This is a genomic window from Thiothrix sp. UBA5583 (genome assembly GCA_002425225.1).
In the GTDB taxonomy this organism is placed as follows: domain Bacteria; phylum Pseudomonadota; class Gammaproteobacteria; order Thiotrichales; family Thiotrichaceae; genus Thiothrix; species Thiothrix moscowensis.
In genome coordinates this window covers 1-18,299 of record DILV01000015.1, presented here as the reverse complement: position 1 = coordinate 18,299, position 18,299 = coordinate 1, and the positions used below count along the sequence as shown (strand labels likewise).

The 18,299-nt window shown below is 52.2% G+C and carries 19 protein-coding genes; 13 read left to right on the top strand and 6 right to left on the bottom strand.

The window, feature by feature from the left end; translation table 11 throughout:
- Positions 1-4: 4 nt before the first annotated feature.
- The 6 genes from B2U47_RS04700 to nadB form a co-directional block, all read right to left on the bottom strand.
- Positions 5-1,462, bottom strand: coding sequence for an ATP-binding protein (locus B2U47_RS04700; RefSeq protein ID WP_296681432.1), 1,458 nt, complete (start codon positions 1,460-1,462; stop codon positions 5-7).
- Positions 1,463-1,494: 32 nt separating this feature from the next.
- Positions 1,495-2,196 carry a response regulator transcription factor gene (locus B2U47_RS04695; protein ID WP_296681430.1) on the bottom strand — a complete coding sequence of 234 codons (702 nt, stop codon included), beginning with the start codon at positions 2,194-2,196 and terminating at the stop codon, positions 1,495-1,497.
- A 217-nt stretch (positions 2,197-2,413) separates the two neighbouring features.
- Complete coding sequence (locus B2U47_RS04690) at positions 2,414-2,716, bottom strand: hypothetical protein (RefSeq protein ID WP_296681428.1); 303 nt, start codon at positions 2,714-2,716, stop codon at positions 2,414-2,416.
- A gap of 165 nt (positions 2,717-2,881) precedes the next feature.
- Complete coding sequence (locus B2U47_RS04685) at positions 2,882-4,027, bottom strand: cupin domain-containing protein (RefSeq protein ID WP_296681425.1); 1,146 nt, start codon at positions 4,025-4,027, stop codon at positions 2,882-2,884.
- A gap of 1 nt (position 4,028) precedes the next feature.
- A complete protein-coding gene (purB, locus tag B2U47_RS04680; protein ID WP_296681424.1) occupies positions 4,029-5,396 on the bottom strand; it encodes an adenylosuccinate lyase in 1,368 nt (455 codons plus the stop codon).
- 59 nt (positions 5,397-5,455) lie between these two features.
- The gene (gene nadB / locus B2U47_RS04675; protein ID WP_296681567.1) at positions 5,456-7,054 is read right to left on the bottom strand and encodes an L-aspartate oxidase; all 1,599 of its coding nucleotides are present in this window, start codon (positions 7,052-7,054) and stop codon (positions 5,456-5,458) included.
- Between the two features lie 112 nt (positions 7,055-7,166).
- Between nadB and rpoE the strand changes: the two genes are divergently transcribed.
- The 13 genes from rpoE to B2U47_RS04610 all read left to right on the top strand — a co-directional run.
- The gene (rpoE, locus tag B2U47_RS04670; RefSeq protein WP_296681422.1) at positions 7,167-7,742 is read left to right on the top strand and encodes an RNA polymerase sigma factor RpoE; all 576 of its coding nucleotides are present in this window, start codon (positions 7,167-7,169) and stop codon (positions 7,740-7,742) included.
- 38 nt (positions 7,743-7,780) lie between these two features.
- Complete coding sequence (locus B2U47_RS04665; protein ID WP_296681420.1) at positions 7,781-8,398, top strand: sigma-E factor negative regulatory protein; 618 nt, start codon at positions 7,781-7,783, stop codon at positions 8,396-8,398.
- Positions 8,382-9,290 carry a MucB/RseB C-terminal domain-containing protein gene (locus tag B2U47_RS04660; RefSeq protein WP_296681417.1) on the top strand — a complete coding sequence of 303 codons (909 nt, stop codon included), beginning with the start codon at positions 8,382-8,384 and terminating at the stop codon, positions 9,288-9,290. The genes B2U47_RS04665 and B2U47_RS04660 overlap by 17 nt, the downstream gene beginning before the upstream one ends.
- 82 nt (positions 9,291-9,372) lie before the next feature.
- Positions 9,373-9,858 carry a SoxR reducing system RseC family protein gene (locus B2U47_RS04655; RefSeq protein ID WP_296681415.1) on the top strand — a complete coding sequence of 162 codons (486 nt, stop codon included), beginning with the start codon at positions 9,373-9,375 and terminating at the stop codon, positions 9,856-9,858.
- A 64-nt stretch (positions 9,859-9,922) separates the two neighbouring features.
- Positions 9,923-11,353 carry a Do family serine endopeptidase gene (locus tag B2U47_RS04650; protein WP_296681414.1) on the top strand — a complete coding sequence of 477 codons (1,431 nt, stop codon included), beginning with the start codon at positions 9,923-9,925 and terminating at the stop codon, positions 11,351-11,353.
- Entirely contained in the window at positions 11,340-11,597 is a 258-nt protein-coding gene (locus tag B2U47_RS04645) for a glutaredoxin family protein (protein WP_296681412.1), read from the top strand. Before B2U47_RS04650 ends, B2U47_RS04645 begins: the two co-directional genes overlap by 14 nt.
- Positions 11,590-13,395: a translation elongation factor 4 gene (gene lepA, locus B2U47_RS04640; RefSeq protein ID WP_296681411.1), complete on the top strand. Its 1,806-nt coding sequence runs from the start codon at positions 11,590-11,592 to the stop codon at positions 13,393-13,395. Before B2U47_RS04645 ends, lepA begins: the two co-directional genes overlap by 8 nt.
- A 19-nt stretch (positions 13,396-13,414) precedes the next feature.
- Positions 13,415-14,182, top strand: a complete 768-nt coding sequence (gene lepB / locus B2U47_RS04635; protein ID WP_296681409.1) for a signal peptidase I — start codon at positions 13,415-13,417, stop codon at positions 14,180-14,182.
- A 50-nt stretch (positions 14,183-14,232) separates the two neighbouring features.
- Positions 14,233-14,616, top strand: a complete 384-nt coding sequence (locus B2U47_RS04630; protein ID WP_296681407.1) for a DUF4845 domain-containing protein — start codon at positions 14,233-14,235, stop codon at positions 14,614-14,616.
- Positions 14,613-15,278 carry a ribonuclease III gene (gene rnc / locus B2U47_RS04625; protein WP_296681405.1) on the top strand — a complete coding sequence of 222 codons (666 nt, stop codon included), beginning with the start codon at positions 14,613-14,615 and terminating at the stop codon, positions 15,276-15,278. The genes B2U47_RS04630 and rnc overlap by 4 nt, the downstream gene beginning before the upstream one ends.
- A complete protein-coding gene (era, locus tag B2U47_RS04620; RefSeq protein ID WP_296681403.1) occupies positions 15,275-16,174 on the top strand; it encodes a GTPase Era in 900 nt (299 codons plus the stop codon). Before rnc ends, era begins: the two co-directional genes overlap by 4 nt.
- Before the next feature lie 10 nt (positions 16,175-16,184).
- On the top strand, positions 16,185-17,537 hold the full coding sequence (locus tag B2U47_RS04615) for a hypothetical protein (RefSeq protein WP_296681400.1): 1,353 nt from the start codon (positions 16,185-16,187) through the stop codon (positions 17,535-17,537).
- The coding region (locus B2U47_RS04610) for a hypothetical protein (protein WP_296681398.1) at positions 17,509-18,299 on the top strand (791 nt) is incomplete at its 3' end. The genes B2U47_RS04615 and B2U47_RS04610, both read left to right, overlap by 29 nt.

Sequence of the window (18,299 nt, the reverse complement as noted above, 5' to 3'; positions counted from 1 at the left end):
CGGATCAGATCGGCAGATGTAGACGTACCCGTGCGCCGACGTGCGGTGAAACGAGCAGCTCGATTTTGCCACCAATGGCAGAGACGATTTCCGTACTGACAGCCAGACCAATGCCTTGTCCATCACTTTTGCTGTCTTCGCGGATGCCACGTTGCAGCAGTTTTGATGGGTTTTCACTAGGGAAACCCATGCCATCATCGTCAATATCCAGCACCAGCATGTTGTTTTCATGGTGGGCGGAAACTTCCACGACGTCTTTGCAGAAGCGGCAGGCATTGTTCAGCAGGTTGCCGAACAGCTCCATCATGTCTTCTGCATCCATTCGGCATTTGGCGTATTCGTCAACATTGATGCGGATTTCAAACGTTTTGTCGCGGTAAACCTTTTGCAGGGTATCACGCAAGCGGAACAGTACCGGGCGCACCGGTTGTGCCAGCAGCATGGCTCCCTGATTTGTCACCATCGCTTTGCGCAACTGGTGGGAAATGATTTCACGCATCCGCTCGATTTGTGCACCAAATACCTGCAAGCCATGATTGACTTGGGTTTGTTCTATCTGGATGCGGTTTAACTGATCCAATTGGTTCTGCATGGCAGCCAGGGGTGTCTTGAGGCTGTGGGCAAGGTCATCCAGTGAATCCTTATAGCGTTGTTTCTGCCCCTTTTCATGGCTGATCAGGCCATTGAGAGCATTTTTGACTGGAATCAGTTCTTCAGGATATTGCTCACCAATAGTGTCGCGTTCACCTGCTTCAATGGATTTGACCTCATCCTCAAATTCCTTGATGGGCGCAACCACCCAAAAGCTCAGTGCCATTTGCGCAATCAATACCAGCACTGCCGACAGGAATAGCAGGATGGCGAACTTTTGCCGCATGTCCTTCATTTCCTTGTCAATATCAGCGAGTGACAATCCGGCGATAAACTGGAAGTCACCATGCGGTGACAGGGAAAAAGTCTGGACAGCCAGCAGGTATTCCTGGCTATAGGTATATTTGTTCTGCCCCTGCATGGTGCTTGCCGTGCTGTCGATCGGGAGTGGCTTTTTCTGGTCGAAACTCGGCTCGAAACTGGCACTTTCTTTCTTTACATCAAAGTAAAGAAAGTAGGTAGGGTCAGCTTGGGTCGGTTTGCCTTTGCTGTTGGCGCTCCACACAATGTCCTTGGTGGAAGCATTCATTACATAGGCAAAGCGCAGGTTTTCAACATCCCGCAGCGCGTGTTTTTCGATGATCTGGTCGGCTTTTCCCTGCATTTCAGGGTCATCTACTACCGCAAAAGTGCCGTCACGAAATTCCAGAAACCCCAGTACATTGTAAGAGATTTCTTTCAGTTCAGTCTGCTTTTGGTCGATTTTATAGCGATAGGCAAACCAGTGCAGCATAGTGCCGAGCATGACTATCCCGACCATGATGACACCAAAACCACTGATGAGTTGTCGACTTCTTAACGATCTGGTCATGTTGTAAGTTCGTGCGGTTTTTGGGTTGTATCTCAGGTGCGAGCCAAGGTGAAGCGGTAGCCGCGCCCACGTAATGTCTCAATTGGTTTGAGGGTATCGTCTGGATCCAGCTTGATCCGCAGGCGACGAATGAACACTTCAATCACGTTGCTGTCACGATCCGCATCTTCTTCGTACAAGCTGTCAGTCAGGCGTGTTTTGGAAACAACTTCCCCTGCGTGCAGGATCAGGTGTTCCAGCACACGGTATTCATAGGCAGTCAGTATGACTTCCGTTTCATTGACATAAACCCGCTGTTCGGAGGTGTTCAGGCGGATAGGGCCGCAATTCAGTTCTGCCTGTGTCCAGCGTCCGGTACGTCTCAACTGGACACGCAGACGGGCAATGAGTTCTTCGGTGTGGAAAGGTTTGGTGATGTAATCGTCTGCACCAGCTTCCAGACCTTCAACCTTGCTTTGCCAGCGGTCACGCGCTGTCAGGATGATAATCGGGTAATCCAGCCCTTTGGTTCGTACTGTGCGGATAATATCCAGCCCCTGATCATTGTTCACCGGTGCGCCAGGTTTGCTGGGCAAGCCGAGGTCAATGACGGCAATGTCGATAGGATACTCCAGTGCTACATACATGCCTTGAGCACCATCAGCGGCAACATCGACAGTGAAACCACTTTTTTTCAGATCCTCTGCCACCTGGTCGCGGATAATTTTTTCATCTTCAACGATAAGTACGCGCATAACAGAAATTCTTTTAAGTTAGTCATAGGGTTAGGTCTGACTCGTCTGCAAGCCCCCAAAGCGAGTAAAGACGAGCCATGCAATGATACAACAGCTTATCAGGAATAAAAAACTATCAATTTGATTTGTCCTAAAAAAATGCCCGGAAGATCCCTCAATCTTCCGGGCATTTGTATCTTACTGGCAGACCTTTTTTCGCAAGCCTTGCCAGTCTTGGTTAACCACCGCAAGCAACCTGTATGGTCATATATTCACCAGTTAATGATAGCATTCGCACGATATGGCAGTCAGGTGCGGACGAGGATGGCTTTTCCTGAACTGACAGGATACGTCCCTGATATTTGGCTTTGACTGCGGAAAGAATGCCGTCACGGCTGATCGGCTCATTTGGATTAGCCCGTTTCATCGAAATATTGTATTTCGCGTCATCGGCACTAGCGATAGTCGGCATCGAAAAAGCGGTAATGCCCACGACACATGCACCGCACAAAGCGGCAAGAATGGAATTTTTAGATTCCATGATTTTCCCCTGTTTAAACAATAAATAAAACCCTCTTCCATATCTTGAAACCCTCGACGATATGGATTATTTATGACTGCTATGTTACGGGTATTATTCTGAATTACCGATGAACGGTATTCTTCTTATAAGGGTTTACCCTTGATTTATTAATCAGAGTTATGATTAATCTTTGACATGGATCATGCCATTGCAGGTTAACCCATGCATAACTTCTAAGCACTCTGCATCTTCCATGAATATTTTATAGTCAGAGTGTTTGAGTGGCTCTTGTTGGCATAACATTTGCGCAAAAGTAGTTTGTTTGGCAGGGATGCGAAAGAGTTGTCCGTTAATAAACAGGCAGGTGTCATTTTCTTCCAGAAAATACAGGGAACGACAACTCGGTGATTTAATAAAAGTCTTTTTGCGGTTAAGCAGTTTGTTAAAAGCAGCTTTACTGATGGGGTCTGCTTCAGGCATGTTGTTGGCTGATTTGGGTTCAGTCAGGTATTTACCCAGCCACATTTGCAAAGCATGGGTATCTTGTGGCAAAGCATCAACCAGAAAATCAATCAGCCTGTCCATATCTGTCTGGGTCAATGCACCAGGGTCGCCTTGTAATTGACGCTCTGGATCGCTGAAGCGTTGTTGCAGGCGTGGTTCTTCCAGCAAATTTTCCACCAGTTTTTCCAGCATGTCAGCCTGCGAAGGCGAGCGGAAACCAACCGAATAGGTCATGCACTCGTTCAATGCAACCCCGTAATGCGGCACATTGGGTGGCAGGTAGAGCATGTCACCGGGGTTGACCACCCATTCCTGTTCCGGCTGGAAATCCCGCATGATGCGCAATTCCAGATCAGGCAGGAAATTGTCCGGGTGGGCAGGCTGGGTCGTGATCTGCCAGCGGCGTTGCCCCTGTGCCTGGATCAGGAATACATCGTACTCATCCACATGCGGTCCGACTGAACCGCCTTCGACCGCAAAGCTGATCATCAGGTCGTCAATGCGCCAATCCGGGATGAAGCGGAAGGGTTCCATCACCGCTTTCAGCTCTGGCAGGAACTGGTCGGTGTCATTGACCAGCAGCGTCCAGTGGGTTGCGGGCAGGTTAGTGAAATCATCGTCGTCGAAAGCACCATGCCTGACTTCCCACGGGTGCTTGCCACCTTTCTCAATGACAATGCGGGAAGTATCTGTTTCGCAAGCTAGTCCCGCCAGTTCGTCTTGTGTGATAGGGGACTGGAAATTGGGCAGGGCATTGCGGATCAGTAGTGGTTTTTTCTGCCAGTAGTCACGCAGGAATTCTTCAACGGAAATGTCACCAAACATGTTAAATCGCCTTTGCCTGTTCAACCGCATTACCAATATACGTTGCGGGTGTCATGGCAATTAGTGCATCTTTGGCTGCCTGCGGCATTTCCAAGGTATTGACGAATTCACGCAGACCCTCTGGTGTAATGCGTTGCCCACGGGTCAGCGCCTTGAGCTTTTCGTAAGGCTGCTCAATGCCGTAGCGGCGCATCACGGTCTGGATGGGTTCTGCCAGCACTTCCCAGTTGGCATCGAGGTCAGCGGCGGTGCTGGCAGTATTCACTTCCAGCTTGCTGATGCCTTTGAGCGCAGATTGGTAAGCAATCAGCGAATGCCCCAGGCCAACGCCGAGGGTACGCAGCACAGTGGAGTCGGTCAGGTCACGCTGCCAGCGCGAAATGGGTAGTTTCTGTGCCAGATGGGTCATCAGTGCATTGGCAATACCGAGGTTGCCTTCGGCATTCTCGAAGTCAATCGGGTTGACCTTGTGTGGCATGGTAGAGGAGCCGACTTCGCCCGCGACCACTTTCTGTTTGAAATGCCCTAACGAAATGTAACTCCAAACATCACGGCAAAAGTCGATCAGGATGGTGTTGAAACGCGCCACAGCATCGAAGGTTTCGGCGATGTAATCGTGTGGCTCAATCTGGATGGTGTACGGGTTCCAGCTCAAACCGAGTGAGGTCACGAACTGCTCAGCCGTGGTTTGCCAGTCAATGTCCGGGTAGGCGCTGATATGCGCATTGTAGTTGCCGACCGCGCCGTTGATTTTACCTAAATATTGCGCGGCAAGGATTTGTTTTTGCTGGCGTTGCAGGCGGTAAACTACATTGGCCATTTCCTTGCCCAAGGTGGTGGGGGAGGCGGGTTGGCCGTGGGTTCGTGACAACAGCGGAATCTCGGCATAAGCGTGCGCCAGCTTGCGGATGGCGTCGATGGTGGTTGCCAGCTCCGGCTGGATCACCTGTTCCATGCCGCCTTTCAGCATCAGGGCGTAAGACAGGTTGTTGATGTCTTCGGAGGTGCAGGCAAAGTGGATGAATTCGCTGACCGCTTCCAGTTCTGCCTGTCCGGCAATTTTTTCCTTGAGGTAGTATTCAACCGCTTTTACGTCATGGTTGGTGGTGCGTTCAATTGCCTTGACCCGCAGGGCGTCGGCTTCGGCAAAGTTGCTGAGGATGCTTTCCAGGAACGCATTGGCTGCGGCAGAAAATGGCGGCACTTCCGCAATCTGCGGGTGGGATGCCAGCATTTGCAGCCAGCGGATTTCCACCAGCACGCGATGGTAAATCAGGCCGTATTCGCTGAACCACGGGCGCAATGCCGCCGTTTTGCTGGCGTAACGCCCGTCGGTGGGGGAAAGTGCAGTCAGTGCTGAGAGTTCCATGCCGTATCCTGAAGCGATTAGTCGGAAAGTTGGCGATTGTAGCGTAAATTCATCCGCTGTTAATACGGGTGGTAAGTGGTAATTGGGTCAAGAATGGTGGGGATAGCTTCCATCTGTGGATTCGCCTTGGGGTAATCGAGAGTGTAATGTAGCCCCCGGCTTTCCTTGCGCAGTAGCGCCGAGCGGATAATCAGGCGTGCTACCAGCGCCAGGTTGCGTAGTTCCACCAAATCGCTGGTGACGCGGAAGTTGGCGTAATATTCGTCGATTTCGCGCAGCAGTAATTCAATACGGTTGCGGGCGCGTTGCAGGCGTTTGGTGGTGCGTACAATGCCTACGTAGTCCCACATGAATCGGCGGATTTCATCCCAGTTGTGGGTAATGACCACGCGCTCGTCGGAATCGGTGACGCGGCTTTCGTCCCAGTGGGGGATTTCTACCTCGGGAGCCGATTCATCCAATCGGGTGATGATGTGTTGTGCGGCTGCCTGCCCGTACACAATGCATTCCAGCAGCGAGTTACTGGCCATGCGGTTGGCACCATGCAAGCCGGTGTAGGAGGCTTCGCCCACACAGTACAGTGCGTCCACGTCGGTACAGCCGTGCTGGTCGGTCATGACACCGCCGCAGGTGTAGTGGGCGGCGGGGACGACAGGGACGGGTTCTTTGCTCATGTCATAGCCAAATTTTTGGCAGGTGGCGTACACGTTGGGGAAATGACTGAGGATGAAATCCTTCGGTTTGTGGCTGATGTCGAGGTAAACGCAATCCAGCCCCAGCCGCTTCATTTCATGGTCGATGGCACGCGCCACAATATCACGTGGAGCCAGTTCGGCACGTGGATCAAATTTCGGCATGAAGCGTGTGCCATCTGGCAGCAGCAAGCGTCCACCTTCGCCGCGCACCGCTTCGGTAATCAGACTGGACTTGGCGTGTGGGTGGTACAGGCAGGTCGGGTGGAATTGCATGAATTCCATGTTGGCAACCCGGCAACCGGCACGCCAGGCCATGGCTATGCCGTCACCACTGGCTCCATCCGGGTTGCTGGTATACAGGTAAACCTTGCTGGCACCACCGCTGGCAATCACGGTGAAACGTGCCTGAAGCGGGCTGATGCGTTTGGCTTTGCGGTTCAGTACGTAAGCACCCACGCAGCGGTTATCACGGTAACCCAGCTTGCGGGCAGTAATCAGATCTACCGCGATGTGGTGTTCCAGTACCGTAATATTGGTGTGTTGCCGTACCTGATCCACCAGGGTGTGTTCGATGGCTGCACCACTGGCATCAGCGGCGTGGGCGATGCGGCGGTGGCTGTGCCCGCCTTCGCGAGTCAGGTGTAGGCGGTTGGTGTCACTTTCTTCGCGGGTAAACGGAACTCCGGCATCCAGTAGCCAGTTGATGGATTTCGCTCCATTTTCCACGGTAAAACGCACGGCATCGGAATCGCACAAGCCAGCCCCGGCGTTGAGGGTATCCTCAATGTGCGAATCCACGCTGTCAGTCGCATCCAGTACGGCGGAAATGCCGCCTTGGGCATAGACGGTGCTGCCTTCAGTGATCACATCCTTGCTCAGTACGGCAATTTTGCACGTTTCCGGCAGGCTCAGGGCTAGGGTCAGGCCAGCAGCTCCGCTGCCGATAATCAGTACGTCGTACATCATTAACCTCTTGTGCCAGCAACCGAATTAATAATCGCTGGCTATTCTAATATTGACAGGCGATCTGTAGCATATAACCTTTGCAGCCAAACAACCAAGGAGAACAGCCCTGATGGGCGCTAGCCTCACTGATCTCGATCTGGTCCAGCGTGTTCAGACGGGAGACAAAAAGTCATTTGATGTTCTGGTTCTCAAATACCAGCACAAGGTTATCAATCTGGTGCTGCGTTATGTGCATGACCATGATACGGCTATGGATGTGGCGCAGGAAGCCTTTATCAAGGCTTACCGTGGTCTGAAAAACTTTCGTGGTGAGAGCGCTTTTTATACGTGGCTCTACCGGATTGCTATTAATACCGCCAAAAATTATTTAGTTTCACAAGGTCGCCGTTTGCCGGATAGTGATATTGATGCAGAAGAAGCGGAACAATTTGGGGGGGAGTCTGCTCTAAAGGAATATGCCACTCCCGAGCATGAAATGTTGACAGATGAGATTCGGGTGGCGATTAACCGGGCTATTGATGATTTGCCGGAAGATTTGCGTACCGCCATTGTGTTACGCGAGCTGGAAGGCATGAGTTATGAAGAAATTGCCGTGACGATGGATTGTCCGATAGGTACTGTGCGGTCGCGGATTTTCCGCGCTCGTGAGTCGATTGACAAGGTGTTGAGACCACTGCTGAGTTAAACCCCGAAGAGTAGTGTCTCAAGTGCAGGTGAAATGAAATGAACACAAGTAAAACAGAATTCCTGTCTGCGTTGCTGGACGACGAGGCAGGTGAATTTGAGCGGCGCAGGCTGCTGGATGAATTGCGTAAAGATGATGAGTTGGGGAATACCTTGTCTCGTTATGCACTGATTGGTGAAACCATGCGGGCAGGCAACGCACAACGTAGCAGCCAGGGTATCTCTTTGCTGGGACGGATTCAGGACGAATTGGTAGATGAACCGGCTTATGACCAGCCTGCGGTGCAAGTGCCAGTGCGCAAACAGGCTGCGATGACTTCATCCCGCATGGGTTGGGGTGTTGCGATGGCAGCTACGGTTGCTGCTTTAGCAATGGGTGGCATGTTGTTCATGCAACAGCCAACCCGGACAGCAGAGCAGGTAGCTGCTGCCCCTGTTCCAGTATCAGCGCCTCAGGCGGTTGCAGCCTTGCCAGCCAATGGGCAAACCGCTGTGGCTTCTGCCACCAACGTTGATGACCGTATCCGCCAGATTGGGCGTGTAGATTCACAGACCCGCGACATCCTCAAGCAGTACGTGGCGCAGCATGTGAAGTACGCATCCACCACGGCTATTGCTCCTTCCATACGTGCAGTTTCCTATGGCAATGAACGTTAAACAGTCTGTTTCGCTTACCCTGCTGGCAGGTATGCTGGCGGCTTCGCCAGTCGTATTGGCCAGTGACGCGATGAGCTTGCTGGCACAGATGCGCACAGCGGTACATTCCCTGAGTTACAAGGGGACATTGGTCTATGCGCAGGGTAATGAGCTTTCCACCTACGAAATCAGCCATCTGGTTGAGGATGGCACAGAAAAGGAAAGTGTGATCCGTCTGTCGCAAGGCGGGGAGGCTGCGCCGGATGCGGTGGAAAGTTTTTCCCTTGCCAAGTTTCAGGCAGTGATACCGCCAGCCGGGGATGCGTATTCGCTGGATTTCGGCGGGGATGAAACGGTCGCCAACCGTTCCTGTCGCATTGTGGTTGCGCGTCCCCGAGACCGAATGCGTTACCTGCAACGTTACTGTATTGATCCTGCCAGTGGGATGCTGCTGAAATATTCCCTGGTTGACCGATCTCACCAGCCGGTTGAACAGTTGATGTTTACTGCGCTGGATATAGCACAACCTGCACCGGCTGCTGCGGATGCGTCAGCTTTCCGCGTCAGCCCGAATGTGACATCTGCCGCACCTCAAGCGATGGCGCAGGCAGGGCAGGCGCAGGATAGCGGCGGCTGGTTGTTTACTGCCTTGCCAGCGGGTTTTCATCAGGTGCAGAGCCTGATGGAGCCTGGCAGTGGTGTGCGCCAGATCATCCTGTCGGATGGTATGACGTCTGTTTCCATTTTCATTGTTGACCCCGGCAAACCGGGCGCTTTGGAAAACATGGAGTTGTCTGCTGGTGCAATGAATATTTTCACTGCCGAATCGGCTGGACACAAAGTGGTGCTGGTCGGTGAAGTGCCGGTAGCTACCCTGAAAAGCATCAGCGAGGGGCTGCAACGTGCCCGCTGATTCTGAACATGGTGTGATTAAGTTTGAGTCAAGCTCCCCTGTGTACAATACAGCTATAACAAGTATAACTGGGGACAAGGCAATGATTGAGCAAACGGCGCTGGTAACTGGTGTGGAAGGCGGGTACGCATGGGTACTGCCGCAAGGGAGAAATGGTAGTTGTGGCGGATGTTCTTCTTCCAAAACAGGTTGTTCTTCTTCATCAAGTTTTGAGTTTATTCGCAAGGAATCGCAGAAAATGCGGGTTCTGAATCCCGTCTATGCACGTCCTGGTGATACCGTGATCGTGGGCATTCAGGCTGATGCCTTGGTGCTGTATTCCCTGCTGGCTTATTTGCTGCCTTTGATTGGTATGCTGCTGGCTGCGGTGCTTGGTGGTGGCTTGCTGTCCCTGCTGGGTATTCAGGGGGAGGCAGGTGTGGTGCTGGCTGCTGTGGTGGGTTTGCTGGGTAGCCTGCGGCTTGCTAACAAACTGGGTTCCCGTTCCATGAGTGGCAAGGGATTCCAGCCGGTTATTTTGCGTCACCGCGATCAGGTCATTTATAGCACGCTGATGCCATCTCCTTGATTATTCCTGATAAGCCCGCATAATTGCCGCTGTTGCTCCCCAACCAGTTAGGAGATGGGCTTCCATGTTAAAACGTTTTATGCAAGCCATGCTGCTTGCATTGCTGTGTGTGTGTGCCGGTAGCCTGTCTGCCCGCGATCTGCCCCAATTTACAGGTCTGGTCAAACAAAACAGCCCAGCCGTCGTCAATATCAGTATCAAGCAAAAACTTTCTCCCAAAAAAATGCTGCCGGAAGAATTCAAAACACCGGAAGCCGAAGAGCTGTTTGACGAGTTGATGAAACGCTTTTTCGACCCAGAAGGCAAAGGTGAAAACCCTTTCGGCTTTGATAGTGATTCGCGTGGTTCCGGTTTTATCTATTCGGCAGATGGTTATGTTGTCACCAACCACCATGTGGTACAGGATGCCGATGAAATCAAGGTAAAACTGAGTGACGGGCGGGAGCTGACAGCGACCGTGGTGGGGACAGATGAGCGTACCGATATTGCCTTGTTAAAAGTGGCTGCTACCGGCTTGCCAGTATTGAAAATGGGCACTTCACAAAACTTGGAAGTGGGCGAATGGGTATTAGCCATCGGTTCCCCGTTTGGCTTTGACCATAGTGCGACTGCCGGTATCGTCAGTGCGACCGGGCGTAGCTTGCCAGCAGAAAATTATGTGCCTTTCATCCAGACCGATGTTGCCATCAATCCCGGTAATTCCGGCGGGCCGTTGTTCAATCTGGACGGTGAAGTGGTCGGGATCAATTCACAGATTTACAGTCAGTCGGGTGGTTTCATGGGTGTTTCCTTTGCGATCCCGGTTGATATTGCGCTGGATGTTATTAACCAGTTGAAAAGCAAGGGTAAAGTGGCGCGTGGCTGGATTGGGGTCTACATCCAGGAAATCAGTGCCGAGCTTGCCCAGTCTTTCAATATGTTCAAGCCGGAAGGGGCGCTAGTGGCGCAGGTGATGCCCAGAGGCCCGGCGGCTAATGTCCTGAAACAGGGAGATGTCATCCTTGAGTTTGACGGAGTGCAAATCAATGATGCCTCTGCTCTGCCACCACTGGTAGGTAAAACCCCTTTGGGCAAGGATGTGACGGTAGGTGTTTTGCGTAACGGTGAGCGCCAGAATGTTACTCTGAAAATTGCCGAGTTGCCTAATGAGCGCGAATTGCCAGCGGCTGCCAGCCAACCCGATCAGCCAATACATCAGCCGGTGGCGGGTGTATTGGGCATGAAACTGTTGACAGTTTCCCCTCAGACCCTTGAAGCCCTTAACCTGAAAGGAGGGGTGCAGGTGGAAGAGGTGATTGGTGAGCCTGCCCGTAAAACAGGCATCATCGCAGGGGATATTATCAGCGAAATTAACGGTCAACCCGTCACGTCGCTGGAGACAGCCCGCAGTATTGCCACAGGTCTTGAGACGGGCAAGACGGTTGCTGTGCTGGTGCAGCGTGATGGCTCCGCCCGTTTCCTCGCCATGAAGGTTGAGGCAAATGCAACAGAGTGAAGCAAAAACCTGTCTTACCGTGTATCATCGCGTCGGTTGCCACCTGTGTGACGAAATGGTGGCGCTTCTGGCTGAATTTCAGGATGAACTGGATTTTGGCTTCGTGCTGGTTGACATCGACGCGGACGCAGACCTGAAAGCGCGTTTTAATGCGGATGTCCCAGTGGTGGCATATGGAGAGCGGATTCTGTTCCGGCATTTCTTCGATGAAGCGATTTTGAGGCAAGCATTACAGCATGGGTGAGGCGAACAAGAACATCCGCAACTTTTCGATCATTGCGCACATTGACCACGGTAAATCGACCCTTTCCGACCGTTTTATCCAGTATTGCGGCGGTCTGGAACAGCGGGAAATGGAAGCGCAAGTGCTGGATTCCATGGATCTGGAACGTGAACGCGGTATTACCATCAAGGCGCAAAGCGTGTCGCTGGATTACAAGGCGCGTAATGGCGAAATCTATCACCTGAACTTTATCGACACGCCAGGGCATGTGGACTTCTCCTATGAAGTATCACGCTCACTCTCGGCTTGCGATGGCGCATTGCTGGTGGTGGATGCCTCGCAAGGGGTGGAAGCGCAAAGTGTTGCCAATTGCTACACCGCTATCGACCTGAACCTTGAAGTCGTGCCGGTACTTAACAAGATTGACCTGCCCGCCGCTGACCCTGACCGCGTGTGCCAGGAAATTGAAGACATTATCGGCATTGACGCTTCCGACGCGGTACACGTCAGTGCCAAGACCGGCATCGGTATCGAAGACCTGCTGGAACAACTGGTGGAACGCATTCCGCCACCAGTAGGCGACCCCGATGCGCCACTCAAAGCCCTGATTATCGACTCGTGGTTCGACAACTACCTTGGTGTGGTGGTGTTGGTGCGGGTGATTGATGGTGAAATTCGCAAGAAACAAAAAATCCGTTTCATGTCCACCGGGCGTGATTTCCAGGTCGAGCGCGTGGGTGTGTATACCCCGAAAATGAAAGATCTGGATACGCTGCGGGCGGGTGAAGTGGGTTTCATGATTTCCGGCATCAAGGACATCACCGCTGCCAAAGTCGGTGACACCATTACCGATGCGCAAAAGCCTGCTGAAACGGCGTTGGCGGGGTTCAAGGAAATCCAGCCGCGTGTGTTTGCGGGTCTGTTCCCGATTGAATCCGACCAGTATGAAAACCTGCGGGATGCGCTGTCCAAGCTCAAGCTCAACGACTCCGCGCTGTTCTATGAGCCAGAAACCTCGCAGGCACTGGGCTTTGGTTTCCGCTGCGGCTTCCTCGGCATGTTGCACATGGAAATCGTGCAGGAGCGGCTGGAGCGCGAATATAACCTTGACCTGATTTCCACCGCGCCAACGGTTATCTACGAAGTGGAACAAACCAGTGGTGAGGTGTTATTCATCCACAGCCCGGCGGAAATGCCGATTGTCAACAAAATCAAGGAAATCCGCGAGCCGATCATTCGCGGCACGATTTTGCTGCCACAGGAGTATCTGGGCAATGTTATTACCCTGTGTATCGAAAAACGCGGCGTGCAGAAAAACATGCAGTACATGGGTAATCAGGTATCCCTGACTTTTGAACTGCCGCTGGCAGAAGTGGTGATGGACTTTTTCGACCGCCTCAAATCGGTCAGTCGTGGCTATGCCTCATTTGACTACACGATGGAGCGTTTTGAGCCAGCACCGATGGTGCGGGTGGATATTCTGGTTAATGGCGAAAAGGTCGATGCCTTGGCACTGATGATCCACCGCGATTTCGCCCAGTCACGCGGACGCCAACTGGTCGAAAAAATGAAAGACCTGATCCCGCGTCAGATGTACGAAGTGGCGATTCAGGCAGCCATTGGCAGCAACATCATTGCCCGTAGCACCGTCAAGGCGATGCGCAAGGACGTACTGGCGAAATGTTACGGCGGTGATGTGAGCCGCAAGCGCAAGTTGCTGGAAAAGCAAAAAGAAGGCAAAAAACGTATGAAGCAGGTGGGCAGTGTGGAAATTCCACAGGAAGCCTTCCTTGCTGTGCTGAAAGTTAGCGATAAATAAAAACTGACAGGAACAGGACATGGATTTTGATTTGGAGTTCTGGTTACTGACGGCAACGGTCGTCAGCGGGATTATCTGGTTGCTGTATGTCATGTTTAACCGTGGCAAAAGCCCTGAGGAAGAGCCGATACTGGTTGAATATGCCCGCTCGTTTTTCCCGGTGTTGCTGGCGGTGCTGGTGTTGCGTTCGTTTGTGATGGAACCATTCCGCATTCCGTCCGGCTCCATGTTGCCAACCTTGGAAATCGGTGATTTCATTCTGGTCAACAAGTATGCCTATGGCGTGCGCTTGCCAGTGCTGCATACCAAAATTCTGGAAACAGGCTCGCCCCAGCGCGGAGATGTAGTCGTGTTCCGTTATCCGGTAGATCCCACCAAGGATTACATCAAGCGTTTAGTCGGTGTGCCGGGTGACAAGGTGGAGTGGAACAACAAAACCTTGAAAGTCAACGGTGTTGAATTGAACCGTACTCTGGCGGGTGATTATGTAGTTGCCGACCAGCGTGGCTCGATTAAGACCACCCGTCTAGTGGAAGACTTGCTGGGTGTTAAGCATGATATTCTGGTCGTGCCCAATACGGGCGGTACTAGCGGCTCGATTGAAGTACCAGAAGGTCATTATTTCATGATGGGTGACAACCGTGACATGAGTAATGACAGTCGTGCGTGGAAGCTGGTGCCTGAGGCGAATATTGTCGGCAAGGCAACCTATGTGTGGATGCACTGGAACTTCAGTGGCGATGGTGTGAATTTCTCACGGATCGGTACATCCATCGACAAAAACTGATTGCCGCTGCTCTATAACCGTCCAATCAATAACAACAAGGTGGTTTAATCATGCGCAAGCAGAAAGGTGCAACTTTTTTTTCCTGGATGGCGGGGGCGGGTATTGTCGCTTTCGTTTTTGTAACGGCAATAAAACTGGTTCCGCTGTATCTGGAGTTTTATGCCGTGCGCTCTTTGGTGGATGAAATCGCCCAGGATTCCTCCTTGGCAACGGCAAGCAAGCAGCAAATCCGTGCCAAGGTTGAGGATTACATGAACATCAACGGCTTGTATACCTTGTCATCAGATGCGTTTTCGGTGGAACAGATACAGGGCAAAAGAAATGTCCGTGCACTTGCAGTCAACTATGAAGTGCGTAAGCATTGGATGGCAAACATTGAATTTCTGACTACATTCAACTATTCGGCAGAACTCGGAAAGGCTGGAGATACTTGAACAAACTGACCAAATTGCTGGGCAATGAACTGATGGCAACGGATACCTTTACCCGTGCCATCACCCACCGCAGCGCGGATGGCAAACACAACGAGCGGATGGAGTTCCTTGGTGATAGCGTGCTGGGGCTGGTTATCACCACGGAGCTTTATAAAAAGATGCCTCGGGCTAGTGAAGGCTACCTGAGCCGCTTGCGTGCTTCACTGGTGAATGAAAATGCTCTGGCAGACATTGCCACCAGTCTTTGCATCGGCGATTTTTTACGGCTTGGGCCTGGAGAGCTGAAAAGTGGCGGATTCCGGCGCAAATCCATTCTGGCGGATGCCTTTGAAGCCCTGATTGGCTGCATTTATCTGGAACAGGGGCTGGGGGCGGCACAGGATTTCATCCTGACGGCTTACGGTGAGCGGCTGGATAACCTGCCCTCTGAAAACGAGCTGAAAGACCCGAAAAGCCGCTTGCAGGAGTTCCTTCAGTCACGCGGTCATGCCTTACCGGAATACAACCTGCTGGATGTGCAGGGGGAGGCGCACCGTCAGACCTTTACTGCCGAATGTGTGATTCCTGGGTTTGGTATCCGCACCAAGGGTACTGCTAGCAGTCGCCGCAAGGCCGAGCAGGAGGCCGCCAGTTTGGCTTTTGAACAGGTGACAAGCAAATGACGGAACATTCCACCACCCGCTGCGGTTATGTTGCCATTGTTGGGCGACCCAATGTTGGCAAGTCCACCCTGATGAACCACCTGATCGGTTTCAAGGTGTCGGCTATCGCCAACAAGCCGCAGACTACCCGCCACAATATCCGGGGTATCCTGACCGAACAGGATTACCAACTCGTGTTTGTCGATACACCGGGCATTCATCGCACCTCCAAAAGTCTGCTCAACAAGACCATCAACATGGAAGCGGTCGCTGCCCTCGAAGGGGTCGATGCCGTGGTGATGATCGTCGAAGCCATGAAATGGGTGGACGAAGATTCCCTCGTGTTGCAACGTCTTGCCCACGTCAAATGCCCGGTGTTTCTGGTTGCCAACAAGGTTGACCGGGTGGAAAAAAAGGAAAAGCTGCTGAACTGGTTGCCGGACGTGTTAGCGAAATACCCGTTCCGTGAAATTTTCCCGCTGTCTGCCACCAAAGGCACGAATACCGAGCAGCTCAAAGCCGCGCTGGTCAAGGTCATGCCACAGCAGGACTGGATTTATGCGGAAGATGATGTCACCGACCAGTCCACCCGCTTCATTTGCGGCGAACTGATCCGTGAGCAATTGATGGTCTACCTGCATCAGGAAATGCCGTATTCCACCGCCGTCGAAATCGAAACCTTTGAAGAAAAGCCCAGACTGACCGAAATCAACGCCGTGATCTGGGTCAGCCGTGACAATCAGAAAGGCATTGTCATCGGCAATAAGGGCGAAACCTTGAAGCGTATCGGCAGCTCGGCACGCATTGCGCTGGAAGCATTCCTGGAGCGCAAGGTGATGCTGAAACTGTGGGTACGGGTAGAAGAGAACTGGGAAAATAGCCCACGGCATTTGCAAAGTCTTGGCATCAGTAACTAGAATCAGATACATGGAAACACTGCCCCCCAAGCTGAAATTAAAAGAACTGTATCAGGCATTGCGCGAGAAACCGCTGGATCCCGCTGATCCGGTGGATGCGCGTTGGTATGTGCCTTATGTGCAGCAATTACCTTATGACCCCATCGCAGAAATTTGCAATGAAATTGGTTTCAACGATACCGAGAGCTTGTATTACGTTACGGGTCAGCGGGGTACAGGAAAAAGTACGGAACTGTTGCGCCTGCGCCGTTTGCTGAAAGACAGCGGTGTGGTGGTGTTTTACATCGACATGCTGGATTATCTACACATGTCCGAGCCGGTGGAAATCAGTGATTTTCTGATTGCTGTAGCCAGCGGGATGGCTGCACAAGCCAAAAATGAACACGATCTGGATGTGCTGGAACAAAACCTGTGGGAAAAACTCAAGTGGTTTCTGGGGCGGGTCGAGATCAACGTCAGTCATGTGAATGCCGAAGTTGAGTTGCCTGCGGTCAAGTTTGGTGCGGATATTACGGCACGTTTGAAAGCAGACGACTCTTTCAAGCAACGTTTGCAGAAAGCGGTGCGTGGGCATATCACCGAACTGGTGCAGCAGGTGCAGGACTTTGTAATAGCCCTGGTAGGCGGTTTGCGCCAGAAATACCAGCATCCGGGTTTGCAGGTGGCGGTCATTATTGATTCGTTTGAACAAATCCGGGGTTATTACGGTAACGTCCGGCAAGTGTATGAAAGCGTGGTACGTCTGTTTGGGGCTGATGGCAAACACCTGCGGCTGCCAATGATGCATACGGTCATTACTATCCCGCCTTACCTGAACAGTATTGCTATTGGTGCGGGGGAAATTCCGGTTTCATTGTCCAGTGTGCATGTACGTCAACGCCAGTCTGGTGATCCAGATCCTCAAGGTGTGGCGATTCTGTGTGACATGGTTTACCGCCGTTCCGCATCAGCCCGTGAAATTTTTACGCCAGCCGTTTTGCAGGAACTGGCGATGGCTAGCGGCGGTGACATTCGGGACTTTTTCTTTCTGGTTAGCCAGATGTTGATAAAAGGGGGGAGCCAGCAGATCTTGCAACTGCCGCTGGATAGCGAACTGGCGCGTCTGGCAAAAGAGAAACTCGCCCGCAGTTTGCAACCGATTGATGATGTGGCTACTCGCTGGTTGTTCCGGGTCAATCAAACCCAGCAGGCCGAACTGGATGAGCGTGACCGATTGCCAGAGTTGGCATTGTTGTTTGACCGTAATTTGGTCATCCATTACCAGAATGGTGAAAGCTGGTATGGCATCCATCCCCTGATTACGGCTTATGTACTGGAGCGGATGAAGGTACTGGATGAACGCGAGACTCAACAGCAAGGGTGAAGAACTGTGGCAGGAATTGCGCCAGCATCTGGAGTGGAGTGATGGTTTTGCGCTGTTTTTCCTGTTCGCCTCCAATGTTGCGTTGACCAATATTTTCAAGTATCGCCTCGAACGCTTTTTTGTTGGAAAAACTACCCGGCTTCAGGAAATCCTTTACCAGCCTGATGATCCCAAATGGCTGGAACACACCATACTCAAACTGCTTAACCGTGACGAGCAGTGGCGTTTATTGCACGCACCAGTGTGGATTGCCTTGTATCATACCCAGGATGCTACAGCTCTGAACCAGTATCGCCAATTATTGTTGCGCCTGAATGAACGGCGTGATGTGTGGCGCAATGCTTATCCTGCCCCGATGTTGTTTGTGTTGCCAGAATCCCTGAAGCCGGAAATCGCCAGCCTGATTCCTGATTTATGGTCAGTGCGGGTAGCCACCGAGTATTGGAACGATAGTCTGCTGCAAATGGATGCGGTAGCAGAGGGTGTACGGGAAACCCAGATGCCTGTTTATGCGGCAGCGGATAGCGGGCATTGTCCTGTTCCCGAGTCACAGCAACCGGTTGTTGATGAGTGGCTGCGGTTATCCAGCAAAACGGGGGACATCCGGCGTGAGCATTTGATAGTGGCTGAGCGTGTGTTGGCTGTTTACCAGCGTTATGGCTGGCTTGCGGAAGCCAGCCAAGCCGCCGGATTGATGGAAAGTTGGGCAAGAAAACTTAACCAATCCGATACGCCGGAGTCGCTGCGCGACCTGTCGATCTC